Origin of the sequence: Bacillus sp. LJBS17, from assembly GCF_019334685.1 — a bacterium.
Classification (GTDB): Bacteria; Bacillota; Bacilli; order Bacillales; family Bacillaceae; genus Bacillus; species Bacillus subtilis.
Genome location: NZ_CP079759.1, coordinates 1,876,705 through 1,897,521, shown reverse-complemented (window position 1 = coordinate 1,897,521; position 20,817 = coordinate 1,876,705). Strand labels below are relative to the sequence as shown.

20 protein-coding genes are annotated in these 20,817 nt (G+C 36.4%); all 20 read left to right on the top strand.

What is annotated here, in order from left to right; genetic code table 11:
• Nucleotides 1–28: 28 nt before the first annotated feature.
• A complete protein-coding gene (locus KXZ66_RS09505) occupies nt 29–502 on the top strand; it encodes a hypothetical protein (protein ID WP_017696877.1) in 474 nt (157 codons plus the stop codon).
• A gap of 11 nt (nt 503–513) precedes the next feature.
• Nucleotides 514–900, top strand: a complete 387-nt coding sequence (locus KXZ66_RS09500; protein ID WP_147797635.1) for a hypothetical protein — start codon at nt 514–516, stop codon at nt 898–900.
• Between the two features lie 9 nt (nt 901–909).
• Nucleotides 910–1,572 carry a hypothetical protein gene (locus KXZ66_RS09495; RefSeq protein ID WP_032721626.1) on the top strand — a complete coding sequence of 221 codons (663 nt, stop codon included), beginning with the start codon at nt 910–912 and terminating at the stop codon, nt 1,570–1,572.
• Nucleotides 1,569–2,075: a hypothetical protein gene (locus KXZ66_RS09490; RefSeq protein WP_219144903.1), complete on the top strand. Its 507-nt coding sequence runs from the start codon at nt 1,569–1,571 to the stop codon at nt 2,073–2,075. The genes KXZ66_RS09495 and KXZ66_RS09490 overlap by 4 nt, the downstream gene beginning before the upstream one ends.
• Nucleotides 2,072–2,800 carry a hypothetical protein gene (locus KXZ66_RS09485; protein WP_042976254.1) on the top strand — a complete coding sequence of 243 codons (729 nt, stop codon included), beginning with the start codon at nt 2,072–2,074 and terminating at the stop codon, nt 2,798–2,800. Before KXZ66_RS09490 ends, KXZ66_RS09485 begins: the two co-directional genes overlap by 4 nt.
• 35 nt (nt 2,801–2,835) lie before the next feature.
• Nucleotides 2,836–3,630: a hypothetical protein gene (locus KXZ66_RS09480; RefSeq protein ID WP_010328117.1), complete on the top strand. Its 795-nt coding sequence runs from the start codon at nt 2,836–2,838 to the stop codon at nt 3,628–3,630.
• Between the two features lie 17 nt (nt 3,631–3,647).
• Nucleotides 3,648–4,259, top strand: a complete 612-nt coding sequence (locus tag KXZ66_RS09475; protein WP_213384731.1) for a hypothetical protein — start codon at nt 3,648–3,650, stop codon at nt 4,257–4,259.
• Nucleotides 4,259–4,486, top strand: a complete 228-nt coding sequence (locus KXZ66_RS09470) for a hypothetical protein (protein WP_009967521.1) — start codon at nt 4,259–4,261, stop codon at nt 4,484–4,486. The genes KXZ66_RS09475 and KXZ66_RS09470 overlap by 1 nt, the downstream gene beginning before the upstream one ends.
• Nucleotides 4,487–4,549: 63 nt before the next feature.
• Nucleotides 4,550–4,906: a hypothetical protein gene (locus tag KXZ66_RS09465; protein WP_219144902.1), complete on the top strand. Its 357-nt coding sequence runs from the start codon at nt 4,550–4,552 to the stop codon at nt 4,904–4,906.
• A gap of 1 nt (nt 4,907) precedes the next feature.
• Nucleotides 4,908–5,933: a hypothetical protein gene (locus tag KXZ66_RS09460; RefSeq protein WP_219144901.1), complete on the top strand. Its 1,026-nt coding sequence runs from the start codon at nt 4,908–4,910 to the stop codon at nt 5,931–5,933.
• Between the two features lie 11 nt (nt 5,934–5,944).
• Entirely contained in the window at nt 5,945–6,262 is a 318-nt protein-coding gene (locus KXZ66_RS09455; RefSeq protein ID WP_219144900.1) for a hypothetical protein, read from the top strand.
• Nucleotides 6,259–6,429: an XkdX family protein gene (locus KXZ66_RS09450; RefSeq protein ID WP_219144899.1), complete on the top strand. Its 171-nt coding sequence runs from the start codon at nt 6,259–6,261 to the stop codon at nt 6,427–6,429. Before KXZ66_RS09455 ends, KXZ66_RS09450 begins: the two co-directional genes overlap by 4 nt.
• Before the next feature lie 84 nt (nt 6,430–6,513).
• Nucleotides 6,514–7,014: a hypothetical protein gene (locus KXZ66_RS09445; protein WP_219144898.1), complete on the top strand. Its 501-nt coding sequence runs from the start codon at nt 6,514–6,516 to the stop codon at nt 7,012–7,014.
• Nucleotides 6,998–7,417, top strand: coding sequence for a hypothetical protein (locus KXZ66_RS09440; RefSeq protein ID WP_219144897.1), 420 nt, complete (start codon nt 6,998–7,000; stop codon nt 7,415–7,417). Before KXZ66_RS09445 ends, KXZ66_RS09440 begins: the two co-directional genes overlap by 17 nt.
• Before the next feature lie 13 nt (nt 7,418–7,430).
• Complete coding sequence (locus tag KXZ66_RS09435) at nt 7,431–8,438, top strand: tyrosine-type recombinase/integrase (protein WP_219144896.1); 1,008 nt, start codon at nt 7,431–7,433, stop codon at nt 8,436–8,438.
• A gap of 204 nt (nt 8,439–8,642) precedes the next feature.
• Nucleotides 8,643–9,641, top strand: coding sequence for a hypothetical protein (locus KXZ66_RS09430; RefSeq protein ID WP_219144895.1), 999 nt, complete (start codon nt 8,643–8,645; stop codon nt 9,639–9,641).
• Nucleotides 9,642–9,723: 82 nt separating this feature from the next.
• Nucleotides 9,724–10,407: an immunity protein gene (locus KXZ66_RS09425; protein WP_219144972.1), complete on the top strand. Its 684-nt coding sequence runs from the start codon at nt 9,724–9,726 to the stop codon at nt 10,405–10,407.
• Between the two features lie 53 nt (nt 10,408–10,460).
• Entirely contained in the window at nt 10,461–17,351 is a 6,891-nt protein-coding gene (gene cwlP / locus KXZ66_RS09420; protein WP_219144894.1) for a transglycosylase CwlP, read from the top strand.
• Between the two features lie 40 nt (nt 17,352–17,391).
• The gene (locus tag KXZ66_RS09415) at nt 17,392–18,153 is read left to right on the top strand and encodes a distal tail protein Dit (RefSeq protein WP_219144893.1); all 762 of its coding nucleotides are present in this window, start codon (nt 17,392–17,394) and stop codon (nt 18,151–18,153) included.
• A 12-nt stretch (nt 18,154–18,165) separates the two neighbouring features.
• A complete protein-coding gene (locus KXZ66_RS09410; protein WP_219144892.1) occupies nt 18,166–20,808 on the top strand; it encodes a DUF7359 domain-containing protein in 2,643 nt (880 codons plus the stop codon).
• Nucleotides 20,809–20,817: the final 9 nt, after the last annotated feature.

The window sequence follows — 20,817 nt, the reverse complement described above, 5'->3', positions numbered from 1 at the left end:
CCTCCTAAGTAAAATTATGGAGGGTATTATGTCAATTAATTTAGATAAGAAAATCGCTATTAAAAATTTGTGTTCGTGGGACTTATATTTCAAAAAATTAGAAAGCCATGGAGATTTCCGTTTACCTGCTAATGGCATTCGTCAAATTACAGTAGGTGAAGTTCAGTCTCAAGTGTTTGATAATGTGAAAATGTTTGTAGGCACTGATGGGCAAGGGTCTCATGCGAAAATTTTCATTGATGATAAAGAAACTAGGGTTCACCTTGGGTTTGAGGCTGCTGAAAATGACAGTGAGCAAGAAGTGATCACACCTGAAAGAATCAAGCAGATTTTAGCTTACAAAACTCAGAAAACATTCGAAGAAAATGTAACTAAAGATATCAAACTAGAATCCGAAAAAGCTCAGCTATTTGAAATTGCAAAGAAAGAAAAAGTAAATGACTATAAAAAGATCAAGTTTATCGAAGAGTTTACTGGTTTTAAGTTTGATACAGAATCATAAGGAGTGATTTAATGACGCCTTATGAAAAAATTATCAATGTTTTTCATTCTTTGTTTCAATCGAACGAAGTGTTGCCGGAGGGTCTAGAAAAACAGTTTTTGATTAATGCTATTAGCGATTACGAAACAGATCTTACAGATCTTGGTTTCCATGAAGAAACTAATACGTTTGATGTCACACTTTCAAGAGCTCAAACCCAATTACTCGGAATGCTTATGTACAGAGGATATTTAGGCAGATACAGAGATAGAGCTCTCAAGTTGAATAACGTAATTGGACGAGATATTCAATTAACAGGCTTAGCAAACACAAAAGCACAAGTAAATAGAGCATATGAGAGCTTGTGTGATGATATTGATCAAAAAATTAGCAAGCTTAAAACCAATAATTTCGAGTGAGGTGCTTAGATGTCAATAGATTGGTACCTTTCTTCCTCCTCGAATTATTTAAGTGGCTGGGAAAACGATGAATTTAATACGAACAAATATGAAATATTTAAAGAAATTCTTGCGAATTCACCCGAAACATATGATATTGAGCTCAATCATAAGTCTCAACAGGTAATTATCCAAACAACCCAAGACAGTGAAACTAAGAAAGTGCTTACCGTATTAGGATTGCTTAATCGAGGCGACTTGATTAAATATGATGATAGTTATTGGATTGTTAATTCAAGACCTACAGACAATAAAATGAACGATAGTGCTACTATGAGACAATGTAACACCTCATTTTTTCTAACCTCAGAAGACAAGTTAGTCGATACTGGCAAAATTAACGAAATCACCGGTAAGCCAATTTATGAAAAAGTACCTGGTGAAAAAACTGAAGTCCCCTGCATATTCGAAAGGACAACTTCAATAAATGGCACTGAATTGGCGGTAAATCTTCCGGATGGTCAAGCAAACATTACAATTCCTTATCTTGTTCATGAAAAATTGAAAATCGGACTTACCCTCACCTTCTTTGGCGAAGATTATCAAGTTGATGATATAGACTATTCTAAAGTTTATGGAGACCACGGAACAATAAAATTGGTTGCCAAAAAGAAAGTTGGTGAAAAGACATGAGCATGACTGTTGAACAGATGACAAAAGTCTTCAGATTAGTTATGGATGATGTTGAACTGAATCGGCTCTTGTATTACAAAACTGATCCTCTCTCCCCTTCTCATCCAGATGTTCAATCACTCGAAAATTATTATGACTCCACAAATGACTCTCCCGCTATAATCAATACCATATTCAAGCGAGCACCTAAAACAGATGATCTATCGGATTCACCATTATGTAGGATGTGTGTTTATTTAGGGAACGCATTACCAAAACCATCCAACCAAAGTGCGATGCTTCTCGATCAAGACTTGATGATTGATGTTTTCACCCATATTAACACCTTTGAAGAAACCGAATTTAGAAATCTTAAGATTAATGACAGAATTAATAAGCTCTTGTTCAATCAGAATTTTGCTGGTATTGGTAAGACAAACTCTTATAAAAGACTGCTAATCACTAATCCTCCTGATGGTTACCTCGGATATAAATTAATTTATACCTTTGGGGCAATTAAATGATTGATAGTGAATTCTTTATAACCGGTGAACCAATCCCTACTGAATTTGGCGATTGTCGGTTTATAAAAGTTAAGGAATATGCTTTTTTAACTCCGTACCTCAGCTGGTTTAAGATGTCTAAGAAAGAGATTATTTATACTTACAGCAAAAAAGAAAATAATCAATTTGGCCAATTAGATGGTCTTATTGCCGAACTTAAAAAACTGTCATTATTTGAAATTACAAGTATCCTTCCGAATTTTAAAGAAGCGTATGAAGTAATATTTAGTACAGTTTTTAATGGCGTTGAAATTTTAGAGAAACTTACACCGGAAAACTTTGAAGCCCTAAGAGAATTGGTCTTGAGAATGTCTTGTCTAAAAGAGGAAAAAATCAGCTCTAACCCAGAGATACAGCGAGCTAACGAGCGCAGCAAAAGGGTGAAAAGTCAGGATTCGGATATGGTTGATATGGCAGACATCATGAGCAGTGTTGCTGCTCACACTGGATATTTGTACAAAGATATAAATGAAATGACTCTGTTTCAGTTATACATGACTTACTACAGAGTTGGTCAATTCAAACAGTACGATACCTCCACCCTGTTTGCAACCGTTTCACCTGATGCAGCCAAACACATGGAAAGCTGGGGAAAACATATCGACTTATTCGAAGAAGAAAAACACTACATAAGCAGAGAAAGTTTCATGAAACAAACTAAAGGTTTTGGTAAAGGCAGCGCATAGCTGTCTTTTTTATTATTTAAGGAGGCAACAATTAGATGAAAACAGTTATTCAAGATACAGCTGACGTTTATTTTAAACGAAAATCTGACGGTAAGCTTGTATTCACAGCCGAGGCACAAACAGCATCATTCTCCCAAGCAATCTCCGAAGAAAAACTCAGAGGTGGAATCGGAAATAAACCACTTTACATTCTTAAATCTGAGAAGGAAATTAACCTAACTGTCAAAAATGCTTTCTTTGATTTAGAATGGCTTGCAATGACACAGGGTGAAACAATTCAGGAAGAAACAAAAGTAAAGGTTTTCGATAGAGAACATGGGCTGATTGTAGATGATACAAACAAAGTTACTCTAAAAGGAAAACCTGTAAGCGATGTTACTTTCTATAACAAAAAAGGTTTAACATATAAGATTGCTGTTTCAACTGATGGCACTTATACAATTCCAACAGCATTTGCGGCTGCTAAAGACAAACTAACAGCTGTGTATCAAATTGAAAAAGTCGGTAGACGTTTAGCCATTAAAGCCAGCAAGTTCTCAGAACGATATGAAGTTGAATATCGCACCATTGCTTATAACCCTGATACAGAAGAAGTTTACAGTGACATCTATATCCAGTTCCCTAACGTTTCTCCTTCAGGGGAATTTGAAATGTCATTAGAAAATGGAAATGCTTTAGCACCTGAAATTAAGTTTGAAGCGTTAGCAGATACAGATACAGACGAAATGGCTGTAGTAATCGAAGCAAGTAGAGATGAAAATACCGCAGCTCCGGTTGAGGATACAACAGGTTCAACTCAAAGCTCAGATCTTGGCGGAACAACTGAATAATTAAGGAGGCGTTTATTATTGCTTTTTTAAACCAGGACGGTGATAAATACACCTCTGCAAAAGATGATGGGACAGGTAATCCCATAACAGCTGTATCAATTGAACGTTCCACTGTCCCCTTGGAGGTTGGTCTCAATAATGACCAGCCGCTTAATGTTAATGTGGCCAACACTGCACTTGATGTAAATATAACTAATACGGCTTCTGTCCCTGTTTTGGTTAAAAACACTGCAGCAATTAAAACCCAAGTTCAAAAATCCTATTCTGAATTTGTTGTTACTGATGCTGATACCGTAGCTACAGGTGCAACTAAGTCTTATACAGTTGATCTAATCGATTCACTTGGTGTTTTCAGAACTTACGGTGTTGTTATGTACACAACTCAAACAGACAGCTCAAACAGCAAAGTTTTAGCAAGTATTTATTCCGTACCGAAAAACATCCCATTTTATTCTGCTACTACATCAGGTAATGATAATTCTGTTCTTTTCAACAGCATTGCTTTTGTTCAGAATTACCCTTTACAAAAACAATTAACTTTCACTGCTCCAAAAATACATCTGACAGTTAAAGCAGCCGGTACAGTTGATCTAACTGGGTTAAAAATCGTTGTTTGGGGGATGGAATAATGACATTTGATGAAGTATGTGGTCTGTTCAAACAATTTGATGGTTTGGAACAAAAATTCCTATTGCTATCAGATGGATCCTATATCAGTGTTGATGATTTCAAGCAACGGTTTGAAGGCGACTTCAATGAATACGAACCTTTAAGTTCGCTTCAGTCATCCCCTTCTTCTACCCCAGCTTGGGAAGGTATATGGAATAAGCTACAAGAGGATGGGCTTTTTGAATAAGCCCTCCCCTCTTGTTTTTCTAGATAAAAGACAGTTTTTATTCAAATTAAGGAGGTGGAGTTGTTGACAGAAACGACTGAAAATGTCGTAGTAACGATTCCAGACAAAACTTCATTTACATTTCATGAAGCAACAACTGCCCCATCAGAAGGTGAAGAATTTGTAGTGGGTCATTTTCGGGAACTTACTGTTAAGATCTCTGGTTCCTCAACATCAAGAGAAATAAAGTTTTATGCAGTTGATGACAATGGCGAAAAAACAGCTTTATCCGGAGTCAATAGAACTGACTTCCAGCTTTCTACAAGTACCCTGTCCACAAATGAATATTGGGATTTCAATATCAGCGGACTCTTCAAAATATGTTTTGAAGTGGTTTCAACTAACGGAGAAGTAACAATAAAAGGAACCGCGGTGAGTTAATTTGAACAGTAGTGAATTCATTGGACAGTTAAAACAGAATAACATACAGATTAACAGCTTAAAAGGATCATTTGCTCAAACTGAGAAACATATGATTGACCATGAAAAGGCCTTAACTAATCAAGTAAATCTTTTCATGGAACAACAAAATTCTGAGTTAAAAACACATATTGAAAATACTTCGAACCCTCATAATGTAACAAAGACTCAAGTCGGTCTTAGCGATGTCATAAATGAAACTCAAGCTACAAAAACAGAATTTGACACCCATAAAGATGATAAGAACAATCCTCATATGGTAACAAAAGCACAAGTCGGTTTAGATTTAGTAGATAATATCCGGCAAGCATCCAAAGCTGACTTTGACACTCATAATGCAGATACTAATAGACACGTTACTACTGATGATAAAACAAAGTGGAACAATGCGCAGCTGTATAAAATCTCATCCGACTCCGGATTGCATAAATTAGGCTTAGCCAATAAAGATTTGTTTACTGAGTTAACGAACGCAAGAACATCAACCTTTTATACAAACTCAACTACAACAAATAATCCCAATGGGACTGTTTCATTACGTGGTCTTCAAATTGGACAAGATGGAATTAGTGAAGTTTTAGGTATGGGCAATGATGGAACTACTTGGAGAAACACACAAAGCAATGGGTGGAAATCTTGGCGCCGGCTAATTGATACAGCTGACCTTTCATTCACATGGAATACAGCTACACTGCAAAATGGATGGAAGCATTATAATGGTAGCGTTGACGTGCAATATGGAATTGATTTCTTAGGTAACGTCTATATTAGAGGTGCTGCAAAAGATGGTGCAATTAATACAGCTGTATTTACGCTCCCAAGTGGTTATCGCCCTTCCCAATCTTTCAACTTTATCTCCTCTAATTCAACAGGCTCTTCTTCCCCTTCTATTGCGAGGATATCAGTAGGTACAGAAGGGATTGTAACAATTGAAAGTGTTGAAGCAGGGAACTCTTATGTTAGAGTAGATACTATTTTCCGAGTTTAGGAAGGTGTTATATGAAAAAATTATATAAATATGATGAAAATTTGCTTTGGGTTCCTGGAGAAGAAATTGAAATTGAAGACAATACAGAAATTCCTGCTGATTATACAGATATACAACCTGAAAGTGGATTTTTCAAGGCGAAACTTAACAAGGAAACTGGCAAATGGTATGAATCAGCTTCACAGGAATATATTGATACTTTGTGCAATAACAATACTTCAGTAGTATCCACAGAGTTAGAGTTAAGCAAACTAGTTGTGGATATTGGGAAGCAATTAACGAATACCAAGTTGGAACTGTTGCAATTGAAAGGAACTAGTTCATTATGAACTTTTGGGTTGTAGCACTAAATCAAGAATGGGCAACTGCAGATGAAGTTAAAATTGCTTATGAATACAACGATATATCTAAAGATGAATTAGCCTTCGGAGTTGAGAAAGGGTTCATTTCAGTGCAAGATTATGAAGCCATAACTAATGAAGGCATTCAGCAATAAGGCTGCTTTATTGGTAGCTAAAATTCCAAGACGCCCTATCATTTTTCGTGGTATTTTCTTAAGGATAATAAAGGAGGATAATAAATGGCATCAAAAAAGTTGAATTTAAGTTTAATTGAGGAAAGTGTCAATAAGTACGACAAGAAAGAAAAAGTCCAATTAACCGATGATGTACATGTATTCATCTACCCATACTTTTCTCCTTCTCGGTTAACAAAAATGCTAACTGAAATGATCTCTGATCAACAAAAAGCTGAAGATAAAGGTATTGATTTTAGTAAAATCAACACTGTTCAATGGGTATTCTTTTCAATTGTCAAAGAATTTTCAGATTTGGGGATTCCGAATGACATCAAAAATAAAGTTAAATGGTACCTTAAGCTTGTAGATTCCGAATTCTTCCCTATGATTATTAACAGTTTTCCAAAAGAAAGTATGAAGAAGCTTAAAGATGCAACAAAAGCTTTAGAAAAAATCACTGAAGATTTGTTAACTATGAGCCACAAGGAAATAAACAAACTTATTCTAGAAAAGGTAGAAGAAATAGAGACTGGTTCTGGTGAAGTTAGTGGCGAAAACAATTAAAGATATCAAAGCTATGGTTGAACAAGCTGCAATTCAATCAATTCATAAGTCTTCCTCTAATGTGAAACAAATTATGGTGAAAACAGGACAAGAGCACATTGATGAAGATGTTTACGGTGCATATGATCCCCTACTTTATGAACGCACAGGACAAGTTAAAGATGCATTTATAACCACCAACGAAAGCAACGGGGTGTCATTGGACAATATTAGAGAAGATGATGGAAAAGACATTGCTACAGTTATTGAAACCGGGCATGGGTATACATACCCTGATTCATATGAATATGGATATGGTAAACCTCGTCCTTTTATGAAGAATACCTCTGAGACCTTAAGAGATGGGCGATTAACTGCAGCGCTAAAAAAAGATTTAAAAGCAGATGGTATTAAAACGTACTAATGGTGGTGAATTAATGACCAAAATTAAGAAAAACATGCTACGAGATAGGGCTAAAAAACTGCCTGAAATCACAGACGAAATGTGGCAACATGTAAATGACGAATTAAAGACAATTGTTGATGAGTTCATTGCTGTTCAAAACTTTAGTCCAGCAACAAAAAAACAATATCAATCAGGGCTTAGACAGTTTGGTTATTATGTATATCAATCGATGAATAACAAACCTTTATACAAGCTCACCAAAAGGGATATTCTTCGGTATTTAAGCTATCTTCGTGATAACCGTAAGCTCTCCTCTTCTGCACAAAGTTTTAAAAAAGCTTGTGTATCATCCATGTTTAACTACATCGAGAATGTTATTGCTGATGACGAGGATTTCAAAGAGTATCGGAGTTTTAGAAATTTAACCCGAGGGCTCCCTCCTATCCCCAAAAACAAAGTATATGACAAAGTGAAAATTACTTTTAATGAGTACAAAGATATGATGGATGTACTTAAAAAGGACGAGAATTATTTAGGTATGGCCTGGCTTGCAACAGCCTTTAATGTTGGAGCTAGAAGAAGTGAAATTATACAATTCAAAACCGAAATACTTGATTATCCAATACCTGATGGTAAAACGTTTGTATACAGTCATAACGTGCGCCTAAAAGGACAAGGTGATGATGGGAAAGTAGAGCCTTATATGATTAATCTTGAGGCATTAAAATACATGCGATTATGGGTTGAGAAGAGAGGCTATGAATCGGAGTACATATTTTCAACTAAATACGGTGGCGAAGTTAAACAAGCTTCAAAGTCATGGGCAGATTATTTTTGTTCAAATGTTTTAAGTGATATTCTCCAACGAAGAGTTAATCCTCATATATTTAAAGCCTCTTGTGTAACTTACCTTCTTGAAAGTGGAGTGGATTTAAAACTCGTTTCAAAGTATGTTGCACACCACGAAGATGTATCAACCACCATTGCCCACTATGATCTCAGGGAATTTGAAGAAGAGAAAAATAAGATATTCTCATAACACTCCTTCTCGCCTTCTATATAAAATAAAATTCCTCTTTTATTCAGAATCAAGATTCCTCGTTTGAGGGATTTTGCTTATGTATAAAAATCGTTTGCAAATTTAGCTATCTACTCCGTAGTCATTTTAACTGTCGTCTGAACTCTTATGAATAAAACACTTTATAAATTTCCATATTTACCCGATATTATTACAGAGGTGAATATGGTGAAGTTTACGGAATTGGTAAAGCATCAACTTGTGACATTGAAATCAAGACAATTAATAAAGTTTATCAGAAAGGAATTTCCTGTTAAAGGAGACAACTATTCTGATTACATGGAGAAATATGAAGCACTTAAGCAGTTAACTTCTAATGATTTTTCTGCCGGAATTGCTCGGATGACGAGAATTGAAACAAGTTACGATAATTCTAAAAATGCTGCACTTCTCGTTTTAATATTCAACTTGATTTTCGGTGTCCTAAAAGTAGTCATTAGCGCTGGTATTGAGCTTAATAACATTACAGATAAGGTTGCTCAGGGTCTAAACGTAGCCTACGGACTTTTTATCATTATATTTGCTGGCATCTTTTTTGTCGGACTGTGGATTGATAAGAATAAAGTAACAACAGCTACTTATTTCAAAACACTTCTGGAGCAAGCTAAGTCTGACAAAGAGAATGAAAAGGATTCTTTACCGCCTACAAAAACAAGGTCATGTAATCAAATTGAAGTAAAGATTTTGAAGGTGTGGCCTTTCTGGAAAAAGAATAACTTTTATATAAAACAGGCAAGATCTTTGGAGGAAGTCTTACTTCAATGGTCAAACGAAGAAGTAGCCTCTTACATTAGTGATTGTCTTGGTTATTGGTCATCTAAAGACAAAAAAGCTGAATTACAACGAATAAGAGGTTTAGACCTGGACACTATAATTTTGGCTATAGCAAGGATGAAGGACATCGAAGAGTATTCCGATAATTCAAAGATAGTGCCAGGCTTAACATCGGTAAGCACCTTATTCGTAACTCATCTTGTATACTACTTCGCTTATGCAAACGAAGGTAAGCCCACCATAGCATCGGTTACTATTGGATTTATGTTTTCTGTAGGGATATTTTATGGCATTACCTTTGGTATGGATAGTGGTAGAACTCGTCGATCACGAGCAATTCAATACAGAAGCTTATTGGAACAAGTAAAGACCGAAATAGAGAAAAACTAATGATTCATTTCTGCCCTTTTGTTAATTCTAACCCTTTGGAAATCATGATATAATGCAGGAAAATAATACTGGTGGTGGTTGGATGGGTTATAAGATTATGGCTTATGGTGGCTATTTTTTATTCTGTCTTTTCTTTTTGCTAATGGATGGCTGGAGAGGCATGGGAATTTGCTTAATAATTGCAGGATTAGCCCTATTAGCACTTGAGCCTTATAAAATTAAAAGCCAAAAAAATATAGATAAACTAAAAGAAAATGCGGAAACACTTAAGCACTTCGACGGTGGTTTTAATCCAGACAATTTCTTTAATACTTACAAAACTAAAATTGCTTTTAAGGAATCTGAATCCCTTGTGAAAATATATCATCTTAATAGAGATGAACATATTGAAGAATACACAATCCCTTTTTCCAATATTATTGAATCCGAAATTACTTTGGACAATCAAATAATTTCTAAAGTATCAAAATCGGGAATTGTAGCTGGCGGGCTATTAGCTGGAGGCATCGGAGCCGCAATTGGAGGGTTGTCTGCCTCTTCAATACAAAATGAAATGGTCAAATCTGTCACGCTAAAGATTACTGTTGAAGACCTCAGTAAGCCTATCTATTATATCGATTTCCTCCCCACACAAGAAGTTGAAGGGTATAATACTCAGGGGTATAAAAAAGATAGCAATGTCATTCAACAAGCACTTACGAATGCAGAATATTGGCATGGTGTTATGGATGTAATTATTAAGAAAGCAAACAAAGTCGCTCAATAACTGAGTGGCTTTTTTCTTTGTCCTCTCCCCTACTGAAAGGAAGTGATTCTTACTTGAGTCAAAACCTCAAAATTATACTAACCCCACAAGCTGATACCTCATCTAAAACTGTCGAACAGTTAAATCAGCAAATTAAATCTCTGGAAAAGAAACTCAACTCCCTCAAGCTCAATACGAATATTGATTCTACAACCTTAAAAGCTCTGCAAGAATTCTCCTCTGCTGTCGATACATATCAGAAAAACCTAAAATCCTATAATCAAACAGTTAGAGAAACCTCAACAGTAATTAAGAATGCTGACGGATCGGTTGAAAAACTCACCCAGCAATATAAGAAGAATGGTGAAATACTTCAACGCGAAACGAAAATAATCAATAATCGCAATACTGCTCTAAAGCAAGAAACTCAAGAGGTTAACAAGCTTACACAGGCCACTGAGAAACTAGGACAGGTTCAAAAAAAGACTGTGCAGAAAAATCTGCAAGGACAACCAACAAAGATTGTGCAGAAAAATCGTCAAGGGTTCGATGATATTGTTTATACAACTGATCCTAAAACTAATTCGACCTCTTCAAAAACTACAACTAATTATGACCAACAAAGGAGAGCAATTGAGCAGCTTAAGCAAGATCTAGAGAAGCTTAGACAGCAAGGTATTGTTACTGATACGACCATCTCATCTCTTGGCCGAAAAATAAACACAGCTCAATCCGCTCAACAAATTGAAGCACTGCAAAATAGGATAAGGATGTTAGATGATAAATCTGCGGCAGTTGCTAAGAACAACGAATTAAAGAAAACTATTGAATTGTATCAGCGACAGGCACAAGTGAATGTCCAAAACTTAAATACACGGTATGGCAGTTCAATGGGCTCTAGTAATAGACAAGCTGTTCAAGATTATTTGAATGCAGTAAATAGTCTTAATGTAAGCACTGGAAGCAATAATATCAGATCACAAATTCAAAGCTTGAATATGCAATTTAGAGAATTAGCCTCCAGCGCTCAAGCAGCTGCTAATCAAGCCTCTTCTTTTGGAGCAGAACTAACCCAAACCTTCAAAAGCATGTCCACCTATTTAATCTCCGGTTCTTTATTCTATGGGGCTATCTCTGGACTTAAAGAAATGGTATCCCAGGCAGTTGAAATTGATACGCTCATGACAAATATCCGCCGTGTTATGAATGAGCCGGACTATAAATATAATGAACTTCTCCAAGAATCTATTGACTTAGGTGATACACTTTCAAATAAAATCACAGATATTCTCCAAATGACAGGCGATTTTGGGAGAATGGGTTTCGATGAAAGCGAACTCTCTACGTTAACGAAAACTGCTCAAGTTCTTCAAAATGTCTCCGATTTAACTCCCGATGATACAGTTAATACTCTTACGGCAGCAATGCTCAACTTTAATATTGCAGCAAATGATTCAATATCAATTGCAGATAAATTAAATGAGGTTGATAATAACTATGCTGTTACAACTCTAGATCTGGCCAATTCTATCCGTAAAGCTGGTTCAACTGCTTCTACATTCGGGGTAGAGTTAAATGATCTTATTGGTTATACAACAGCAATTGCTAGTACAACCCGTGAGTCTGGTAATATAGTCGGGAACTCCTTAAAGACAATTTTCGCGCGGATTGGGAATAATCAAAGTTCAATTAAAGCGTTAGAACAGATTGGTATCTCAGTTAAAACAGCTGGCGGTGAAGCCAAATCAGCAAGTGATTTAATTAGTGAAGTTGCTGGTAAGTGGGATTCGCTTTCTGATGCTCAAAAACAAAATACTTCAATTGGAGTAGCTGGTATTTATCAATTATCCCGTTTTAATGCAATGATGAACAACTTCTCTATTGCTCAGAATGCGGCTAAAACTGCGGCTAACTCAACAGGAAGTGCTTGGAGTGAGCAGCAAAAGTATGCAGATAGTCTACAAGCTAGGGTAAATAAGCTTCAAAATAACTTTACTGAATTTGCTATTGCAGCTTCAGACGCTTTTATTAGCGACGGATTAATTGAATTTACTCAAGCCGCAGGTTCTTTGCTTAACGCTTCAACAGGAGTAATCAAATCAGTTGGATTCCTACCTCCCCTTTTAGCTGCAGTAAGCACTGCAACCCTTTTGCTCAGTAAGAATACTCGCACATTAGCCACCACCCTAATTTTAGGAACCCGTGCAATGGGGCAAGAAACTTTAGCGACTGCTGGGCTAGAAGCTGGCATGACTCGTGCAGCTGTCGCCTCAAGAGTTCTAAAAACTGCTCTTCGAGGGTTGCTTGTGTCAACATTAGTTGGAGGTGCGTTTGCTGCTTTAGGATGGGCACTAGAATCATTAATTTCATCATTTGCAGAAGCTAAAAAAGCTAAAGATGATTTTGAGCAGAGCCAGCAAACCAATGTCGAAGCAATTACGACCAATAAAGACTCCACTGATAAACTAATACAGCAATATAAAGAGCTTCAAAAGGTTAAAGAGTCAAGATCTTTAACTTCAGATGAAGAGCAAGAATACCTTCAAGTCACTCAGCAATTAGCACAAACTTTCCCTGCATTAGTTAAAGGCTATGATTCTCAAGGAAATGCAATTCTTAAGACAAATAAAGAGCTTGAAAAAGCGATTGAGAATACTAAAGAGTATTTGGATTTAAAGAAACAAGAAACAAGAGACAGTGCAAAGAAAACATTCGAAGACGCTTCTAAGGAAATTAAAAAGTCTAAGAATGAATTAAAGCAGTACAAGCAAATAGCTGACTACAATGACAAAGGTAGACCTAAATGGGATCTCATTGCCGATGACAATGACTATAAGATTGCCGCTGATAAAGCTAAACAAAGTATGCTCAAAGCTCAATCTGACATTGAGAGTGGAAATGCTAAAGTTAAAGATAGCGTCCTTTCAATTGCAAATGCTTATAGTTCAATTGATATCAGTAATACTTTAAAGACGAGTATTAGTGATGTTGTCAACAAACTGAACTTAAAAGACGATTTAGATCCTGAAGAATTAGAAAAATTCTCCTCTTCTTTAGGAAAGCTTCAAGAAAAAATGCAAAAAGCTTTAGATTCAGGCGATGAAAAAGCTTTCGATAACGCAAAAAAAGATCTTCAAAGTCTCTTAGAAACATACTCCAAATCCGATTCTTCTATTGATGTTTTTAAAATGAGCTTCGACAAAGCACAGAAGAACATAAAAGATGGAGATAAGAGCTTATCTTCCGTCAAATCTGAAGTTGGTGATTTAGGTGAGACGCTGGCAGAAGCAGGTAACGAGGCAGAAGATTTTGGTAAGAAGCTAAAAGAAGCTCTGGATGCAAATAGTGTTGATGATATTAAGGCAGCTATTAAAGAAATGTCAGATGCTATGCAGTTCGATTCCGTTCAAGATGCCTTAAATGGGGATATTTTTAATAACACCAAAGATCAAGTGGCTCCTCTCAATGATCTTCTAGAAAAAATGGCTGAAGGTAAAAGCATTTCTGCAAATGAAGCTAATACCCTTATTCAAAAAGATAAGGAACTTGCCAAGGCTATTAGCATTGAAAACGGTGTTGTGAAAATTAACCGTGATGAAGTTATCAAACAAAGAAAAGTTAAACTTGATGCTTACAACGACATGGTTACCTATAGCAACAAATTGATGAAAACAGAAGTTAACAACGCTATCAAAACTTTAAACGCTGATACCTTACGGATTGACAGCCTGAAAAAGCTACGAAAAGAACGAAAGCTTGATATGTCTGAGGCTGAACTGTCAGACCTAGAAGTTAAGTCAATTAATAATGTTGCAGATGCAAAAAAAGAACTTAAAAAGCTTGAAGAGAAAATGCTTCAACCTGGTGGGTACTCCAATAGTCAAATTGAAGCAATGCAAAGCGTTAAATCAGCTTTAGAATCTTATATTTCAGCATCTGAAGAAGCCACCAGCACACAAGAAATGAATAAACAGGCACTTGTTGAAGCTGGAACATCTTTGGAGAATTGGACAGATCAACAAGAAAAAGCCAATGAAGAAACCAAGACTTCCATGTATGTTGTTGATAAATACAAGGAAGCATTAGAAAAAGTTAATGCTGAGATTGACAAGTACAACAAGCAGGTCAATGATTATCCAAAATACTCTCAGAAATATCGAGATGCAATTAAGAAAGAAATTAAAGCACTTCAGCAAAAGAAAAAGCTTATGCAGGAACAAGCTAAGTTGCTTAAAGATCAAATTAAATCCGGTAACATTACTCAATACGGTATTGTAACCTCTACAACTTCTTCTGGCGGAACCCCCTCCTCAACTGGTGGATCATATTCAGGCAAGTATTCAAGCTACATAAATTCAGCAGCTAGTAAATACAATGTTGACCCTGCCCTTATTGCAGCTGTAATTCAGCAAGAATCAGGGTTTAATGCTAAAGCACGATCTGGTGTAGGTGCCATGGGATTAATGCAACTGATGCCAGCAACAGCAAAAAGCTTAGGAGTAAATAACGCTTACGATCCTTATCAAAATGTTATGGGTGGAACAAAGTACCTCGCCCAACAACTTGAAAAGTTTGGCGGTAATGTTGAAAAAGCATTGGCTGCATATAATGCTGGGCCTGGTAATGTAATTAAATATGGTGGTATCCCTCCTTTTAAAGAAACACAGAATTACGTCCAGAAGATCATGGCCAACTATAGCAAACCGCTCTCATCTGCCACTTCTTCAATCGCCAGCTATTATACAAATAATAGCGCTTTTAGGGTAAGCTCCAAATATGGACAACAGGAATCTGGTCTCCGCTCCTCCCCACACAAAGGAACTGATTTTGCTGCAAAAGCAGGTACAGCAATTAAATCTCTTCAAAGTGGTAAAGTCCAAATTGCTGGCTACAGTAAAACTGCAGGTAACTGGGTTGTTATTAAACAGGATGATGGAACAGTTGCCAAGTACATGCACATGCTTAACACTCCTTCTGTAAAAGCAGGTCAATCAGTTAAAGCCGGTCAAACTATTGGTAAAGTTGGTAGCACAGGGAACTCGACTGGGAACCACCTTCATTTACAGATCGAACAAAATGGAAAAACAATCGATCCTGAAAAGTACATGCAAGGTATTGGAACTTCTATTTCAGATGCGTCACAAGCTGAGGCAGAACGGCAACAAGGGATAGCTCAGGCTAAATCTGACCTTCTCTCCCTCCAAGGAGATATCAGTTCAGTCAATGATCAGATTCAAGAACTCCAGTATGAACTAGTTCAATCTAAACTCGATGAGTTTGATAAAAGAATTGGGGATTTTGATGTTCGGATAGCAAAAGATGAATCAATGGCTAACAGATACACTTCTGACAGCAAGGAGTTCCGAAAATACACCTCTGATCAGAAAAAAGCTGTGGCAGAGCAAGCTAAAATCCAACAACAAAAAGTTAATTGGATTCAAAAAGAAATTAAAACAAATAAAGCATTGAACTCCGCTCAACGTGCACAGCTTCAAGAAGAGCTTAAACAAGCCAAGCTAGATTTAATTTCTGTTCAAGACCAGGTTCGTGAGTTACAGAAACAACTTGTCCAATCTAAAGTTGATGAGACACTCAAGTCAATTGAAAAGTCATCTTCTAAAACCCAAGGGAAAATTAAAGATGTTGATAATAAAATATCAATGACTGAAGAAGATGAAGACAAGGTTAAGTACTATAGCAAACAGATAAAGCTCATTCAGCAACAACAAAAGGAAGCCAAAAAATATATCAAACAGCTTGAAGAGCAAAAGAAAGCTGCGAAAGGTTTCCCTGACATCCAGGAACAGATCACTGAAGAAATCGAAAACTGGAAAGATAAACAGAAAGATTTTAACCTTGAGCTTTATAACACCAAGAAGTCGATCAAGGATATCTATAAATCATTGGCTGATGAAGTTGTATCCGTCTACAAAGAGATGTACGAAAAAATGCGGGATATTGAGTTAGAAGCCCATCAGAAAGCGACACAAGATAAGATTGATGAGATCGACAAAGAAGACGAAGAAGCTAAATATCAAAAGGAATTGAAGGAGAAAAACCAAGCAATACAGGAAACAAAAGATAAGATCAGTAAACTTTCCATGGACGACTCCTCTGAGGCTAAATCGCAAGTCAAAGACCTAGAGAAACAACTTCAAGAACAACAGGAAGCTTTGGATGAGTATATAAAAGATCGTAGCAACACAAAACGGAAAGAAGCCCTTCAAGATCAGCTTGATAAAGATGAAGAATCAATTAACAACAAGTACGATGACCTGGTAAATGATGAACGAGCATTCAAAAAGCTTGAAGATAAGCTTATGGATGGTAAAATCACTGATATCGCTAAACAGCTTAATGAATTCACCAAGTTCATTAACGAGAATATGAAGTCGATTGGGAAAAGTATTTCCAATAACTTGATTGATAAGCTTAAGGACGCTGCCAGTGCATTAAATACCGTTACAACTGGAAATACAACAGGTAAAAAGGTGTCATCATTTGCTTCTGGTGGATATACAGGCACAGGACTTGGAGCAGGAAAGCTTGCATTCTTACATGACAAGGAACTTATTTTAAACAAGACAGATACTGAAAACATGCTGGAAGCTGTGAAACAAGTTCGTCAAACGTCCACTGATAATTCAGTAAAGACTACCTCTAAATGGGGTCAACCTGGTAAAATTTCAGATGTTTTAAGTAAGAGTATCGCCCTTGTCACCCCAGCAATGAACGCTGCAGTTGCTAGTCAAACAAGTCTAACTAAAGGCTTAATTCCAACTCTTAAGAACTTCTCGACACCTACTGTAACCCCTTCTACACCTCAAGGAAATACATCAAACAATCAGAACTCATTCACAATTAATGTAACAGAAGCTAGTAATGCTAAAGAAACTGCAAGCTTAGTGTACAAACAATTAGCAAATGGTCTTAAAAATACTGGACTGAATTTCAACATAACATGAGTCGGCTAAAGCCGGCTCTTTTTATATTGGGGGTGAAAAATTGATTAGACAGAGCCAATATTTCCTGTTTGACAACGAAAAGTCGATTGACTACGGAGTGGAAAACGTTAATACAGAGTCTGGATTAGTTGAGGAATCTTTTTTGGGTTCACGATCAGTTAATGAAACTTATGTAAAAGGAAGATCAGAGCCGTACACTGAAGGTGTCAAAAGAGAAGCAAAACAATTTCCTTTAAACTTTTATGTTGGTGAAAATTATGATGAGAAAAAAATAAGAGCAATTAAGCGCTGGCTAGATGTTGATGATTACAAGCCTTTAGCGTTCAGTGAAAATTTAGACATTGTGTATTATGCAATGCCCGTGGACACCAGTGATTTAGTCCATAATGCGGCTAGACATGGATATGTTCGTTTGACAATGAAATGCAACTCCCCTTATGCATACAGTCGACACACAAGTACCCACTCCTTTGATATATCATCAGGAATGAAAATCATTGAACTCCATAACAAAGGTGATGTTGTGATTTACCCTACTGTTGAAATTCTTAAAATTGGTGACGGCGATGTGAAAATCGAGAACCTGAGTCATTATACTGAACCCTTTATATTTAGCAATCTAAAAGACAGAGAAATTGTTAAAGTGAATGGTGATAAAGAAATAATCGAGTCGTCTTTATATGGGAATGAAAGATACGATGATTTCAATGACAATTATATTAGATTGGATTACGGAAAAAACCGATTAAAAGTGACCGGAAAATGCAAACTGAGACTCACTTTCAGATTTAAGTATCGATAAGAAGGTGAAAAATTGATAACTATTCGCAAGGATACAGAAATAAAAAACATACGCTTATCCCTTGCTAAGCCAGACAAGACTAAAATAGCCAACATTGATGAAGTTCTGAATCCAACTGTAACTTTAAATCATGGAAGCAGCGTTCACGAACTCTCCTTCTCTATTCCGCTTAAGGCCACCTATGATGGGGTCATTAAAAGGAATCATGTTGTAGATTTACTAAACCCCTGGTACCTAATTAAAACTGAGTTCTATGGGCTTACGATCTGGTTTATTATCACAAAAAGAACCAAGTCTTTCAGCAGTGAAATGGATACTATACAAATTGAGTGCAGATCTCTTCAACATGAATTGAGCAGAATAAACGTTCTTAAATATGAGGAGACATCTAAAAATCTCCAGGAAGTAGTTACAGACTGTTTAAAGAATACCAGTTGGACGGTTGGATACATAGATACTCTCTTTAATATAAAACGAAGACAGTTTGATGTATCATCAACTAACAAGCTTGATTTTTTATATTCAATCTGCGAGAAGTTCGATGCAGTTCCAGTCTTTGATACAGTAAAAGAAACTGTAAGCTTTTATAAAGAATCAGACATTTCGAAATACAAAGGCCTCAAACTGAACCCACGGCAATATATGATTAGCATGGACGATTCTGATGATGCAGACGAATTGGTAACAAGACTGTATGCTATTGGAAAAGATGGCATAAGTATTAATTCAGTGAACCCGACTGGACAATCGTACATTGATGATTTCTCTTATTTCCTCTTCCCCTTTCAACGTGACGAACAACGAAATGTTATTTCCCACAGTGCCTATATGCCAGATGAACTTTGTCATGCAATTCTGGATTACAATGACCTTGTTAATAACGAAGGAAATGCGTTTAATAAACTTCTCACCCAAAAGAACGAAGCTGAAACTAGTTTAACCAAATTGAATAATGAACTTTACACCCTTGATCTTGAAGTCCAAAAGCTATTAGATCGAATTGAAGTTGCGAAGAAAGCTGGAGATGACACAAGTCAACTGAAAGCTCAACTTGTCGTAAAACAGAAAGCAGTTGCAGAAAAGAAAAACCAAATTGCTACGATTGAATCAACAATTTCTCAAATATCCGCTTCAATTTCTAAGCTTAAAGAAAAGCTTTCTTTTGAGAACAATTTTAGTGAAAATCAGCAAAAACTGCTCTCACGTTTCATTTCGACAGCTGAGTGGTCAAATGACAGCATCTATGATGAGAATGAACTTTATGATGATGCCAACGAAGAACTCGAAAGTCGCAATACACCGCCAGTAAATGTAACACTCGATATAGTAAACTTTTTTAACTGTCTTAGTGAAAAACATAACTGGGATAGGCTCAGTTTAGGAGACATAGTACGAGTTCAACAGAATGATTTAAATACCGATATTAAAGCCATACTTTCAGCAATAACAATTGATTTTGAACAGTCAAATATTAGTGTCACAGTTACAAATGGAAAAAGAGTTCAATCTGATTTTGAGAAAATCATAAAAACCGTTTACAGAACAAACAAAATAAGCACTGAATTAAACAAAAGAAAGATTGAATGGGACAAAGTAACTGAAAACTTCAATATACGAAATGACAGAATTTCTGTACCGCCTGTCTCCCCCACTATTGCCTCTGACGGCACCGCTATTACCCATAAGGTAAACGATAATGGATCAGTCGATATTACAATCCAGTGGGACTATGTTGATTCCGATGAGGACAAATACAACATCGATGGATTTGAGGTTTATTTGCATGGCAGTGATGACAATGAAGAGTACACGTTTGGTTCTGTGCAGGCAAGTGAAAATTTGCAAAATGTTAAATATGACAGGCGTACAGCTACTTTTACCGGATTGCCTTCAAATATGTACTATACAATTGGTGTTCAAGCTTATCGAAGAGTAGATGCAGATATAGATATAAATCAGATTCTTCTTTCGGATATAGTTAAATCAAGTCATCCCTCTGAAAACCCCTACCTCCCTTCTCCTTCTGTTGAAGTTAAAGGAAGTCTTAATGGAAAAGTAAATGGTCTTTATACCATCTCTACTGAAACAAAGCCTGAAACCCCTGAATCCGGAACAATATGGATTGATCCAAAAACAAATAAGCAAGAACTTTTTAACGGCGAACAATGGATTGTCTCTTCCTCTGGCTCGGCAGATTCCTTGAACGGATACGTAGCATCAAAAACAAACACTCCAAATTCGATACCTGTTCGTAATGAATCAGGTGTAATTAATGGTTCTATTGATGGTAATGCAGAATCATTAGGCGGCAGATTAGCCTCTGATTATGCTCTAGTTAAAAACATTCCAGTCACACCTAAGTTTGCTAAAGGAACTTATATTGGTGATGGGACTACGAGCAAACAAATCCCTCTCACTTTTTCTCCAGACATGGTCAAAATTACACCTATCTCTTCTGAGGACACCCAGTTAGTTATTGAAAGCTCTTCTGGAGGCTATGCATATCAAACAACATCCTCTGGACTCTCTCTAATTGGAGGAGATTTAAGCTATGGTACCTTAGGTGAAAAATTATTTGTAACTGGATCTGATGCTAATTGCAGAGGAAATAAATTAAACGTCAAATATATTTGGGAAGCATACCAACAAAATTAATGGAGGTGA

Coding starts and splice junctions, on each gene's coding strand:
- KXZ66_RS09425 (WP_219144972.1), top strand. CDS start 9,724: ATGGGTTATAAGATTATGGCTTATGGTGGCTATTTTTTATTCTGTCTT.
- KXZ66_RS09450 (WP_219144899.1), top strand. CDS start 6,259: ATGAACTTTTGGGTTGTAGCACTAAATCAAGAATGGGCAACTGCAGAT.
- KXZ66_RS09500 (WP_147797635.1), top strand. CDS start 514: ATGACGCCTTATGAAAAAATTATCAATGTTTTTCATTCTTTGTTTCAA.
- KXZ66_RS09430 (WP_219144895.1), top strand. CDS start 8,643: ATGGTGAAGTTTACGGAATTGGTAAAGCATCAACTTGTGACATTGAAA.
- KXZ66_RS09490 (WP_219144903.1), top strand. CDS start 1,569: ATGAGCATGACTGTTGAACAGATGACAAAAGTCTTCAGATTAGTTATG.
- KXZ66_RS09470 (WP_009967521.1), top strand. CDS start 4,259: ATGACATTTGATGAAGTATGTGGTCTGTTCAAACAATTTGATGGTTTG.
- KXZ66_RS09495 (WP_032721626.1), top strand. CDS start 910: ATGTCAATAGATTGGTACCTTTCTTCCTCCTCGAATTATTTAAGTGGC.
- KXZ66_RS09445 (WP_219144898.1), top strand. CDS start 6,514: ATGGCATCAAAAAAGTTGAATTTAAGTTTAATTGAGGAAAGTGTCAAT.
- KXZ66_RS09480 (WP_010328117.1), top strand. CDS start 2,836: ATGAAAACAGTTATTCAAGATACAGCTGACGTTTATTTTAAACGAAAA.
- KXZ66_RS09505 (WP_017696877.1), top strand. CDS start 29: ATGTCAATTAATTTAGATAAGAAAATCGCTATTAAAAATTTGTGTTCG.
- KXZ66_RS09435 (WP_219144896.1), top strand. CDS start 7,431: ATGACCAAAATTAAGAAAAACATGCTACGAGATAGGGCTAAAAAACTG.
- KXZ66_RS09455 (WP_219144900.1), top strand. CDS start 5,945: ATGAAAAAATTATATAAATATGATGAAAATTTGCTTTGGGTTCCTGGA.
- KXZ66_RS09485 (WP_042976254.1), top strand. CDS start 2,072: ATGATTGATAGTGAATTCTTTATAACCGGTGAACCAATCCCTACTGAA.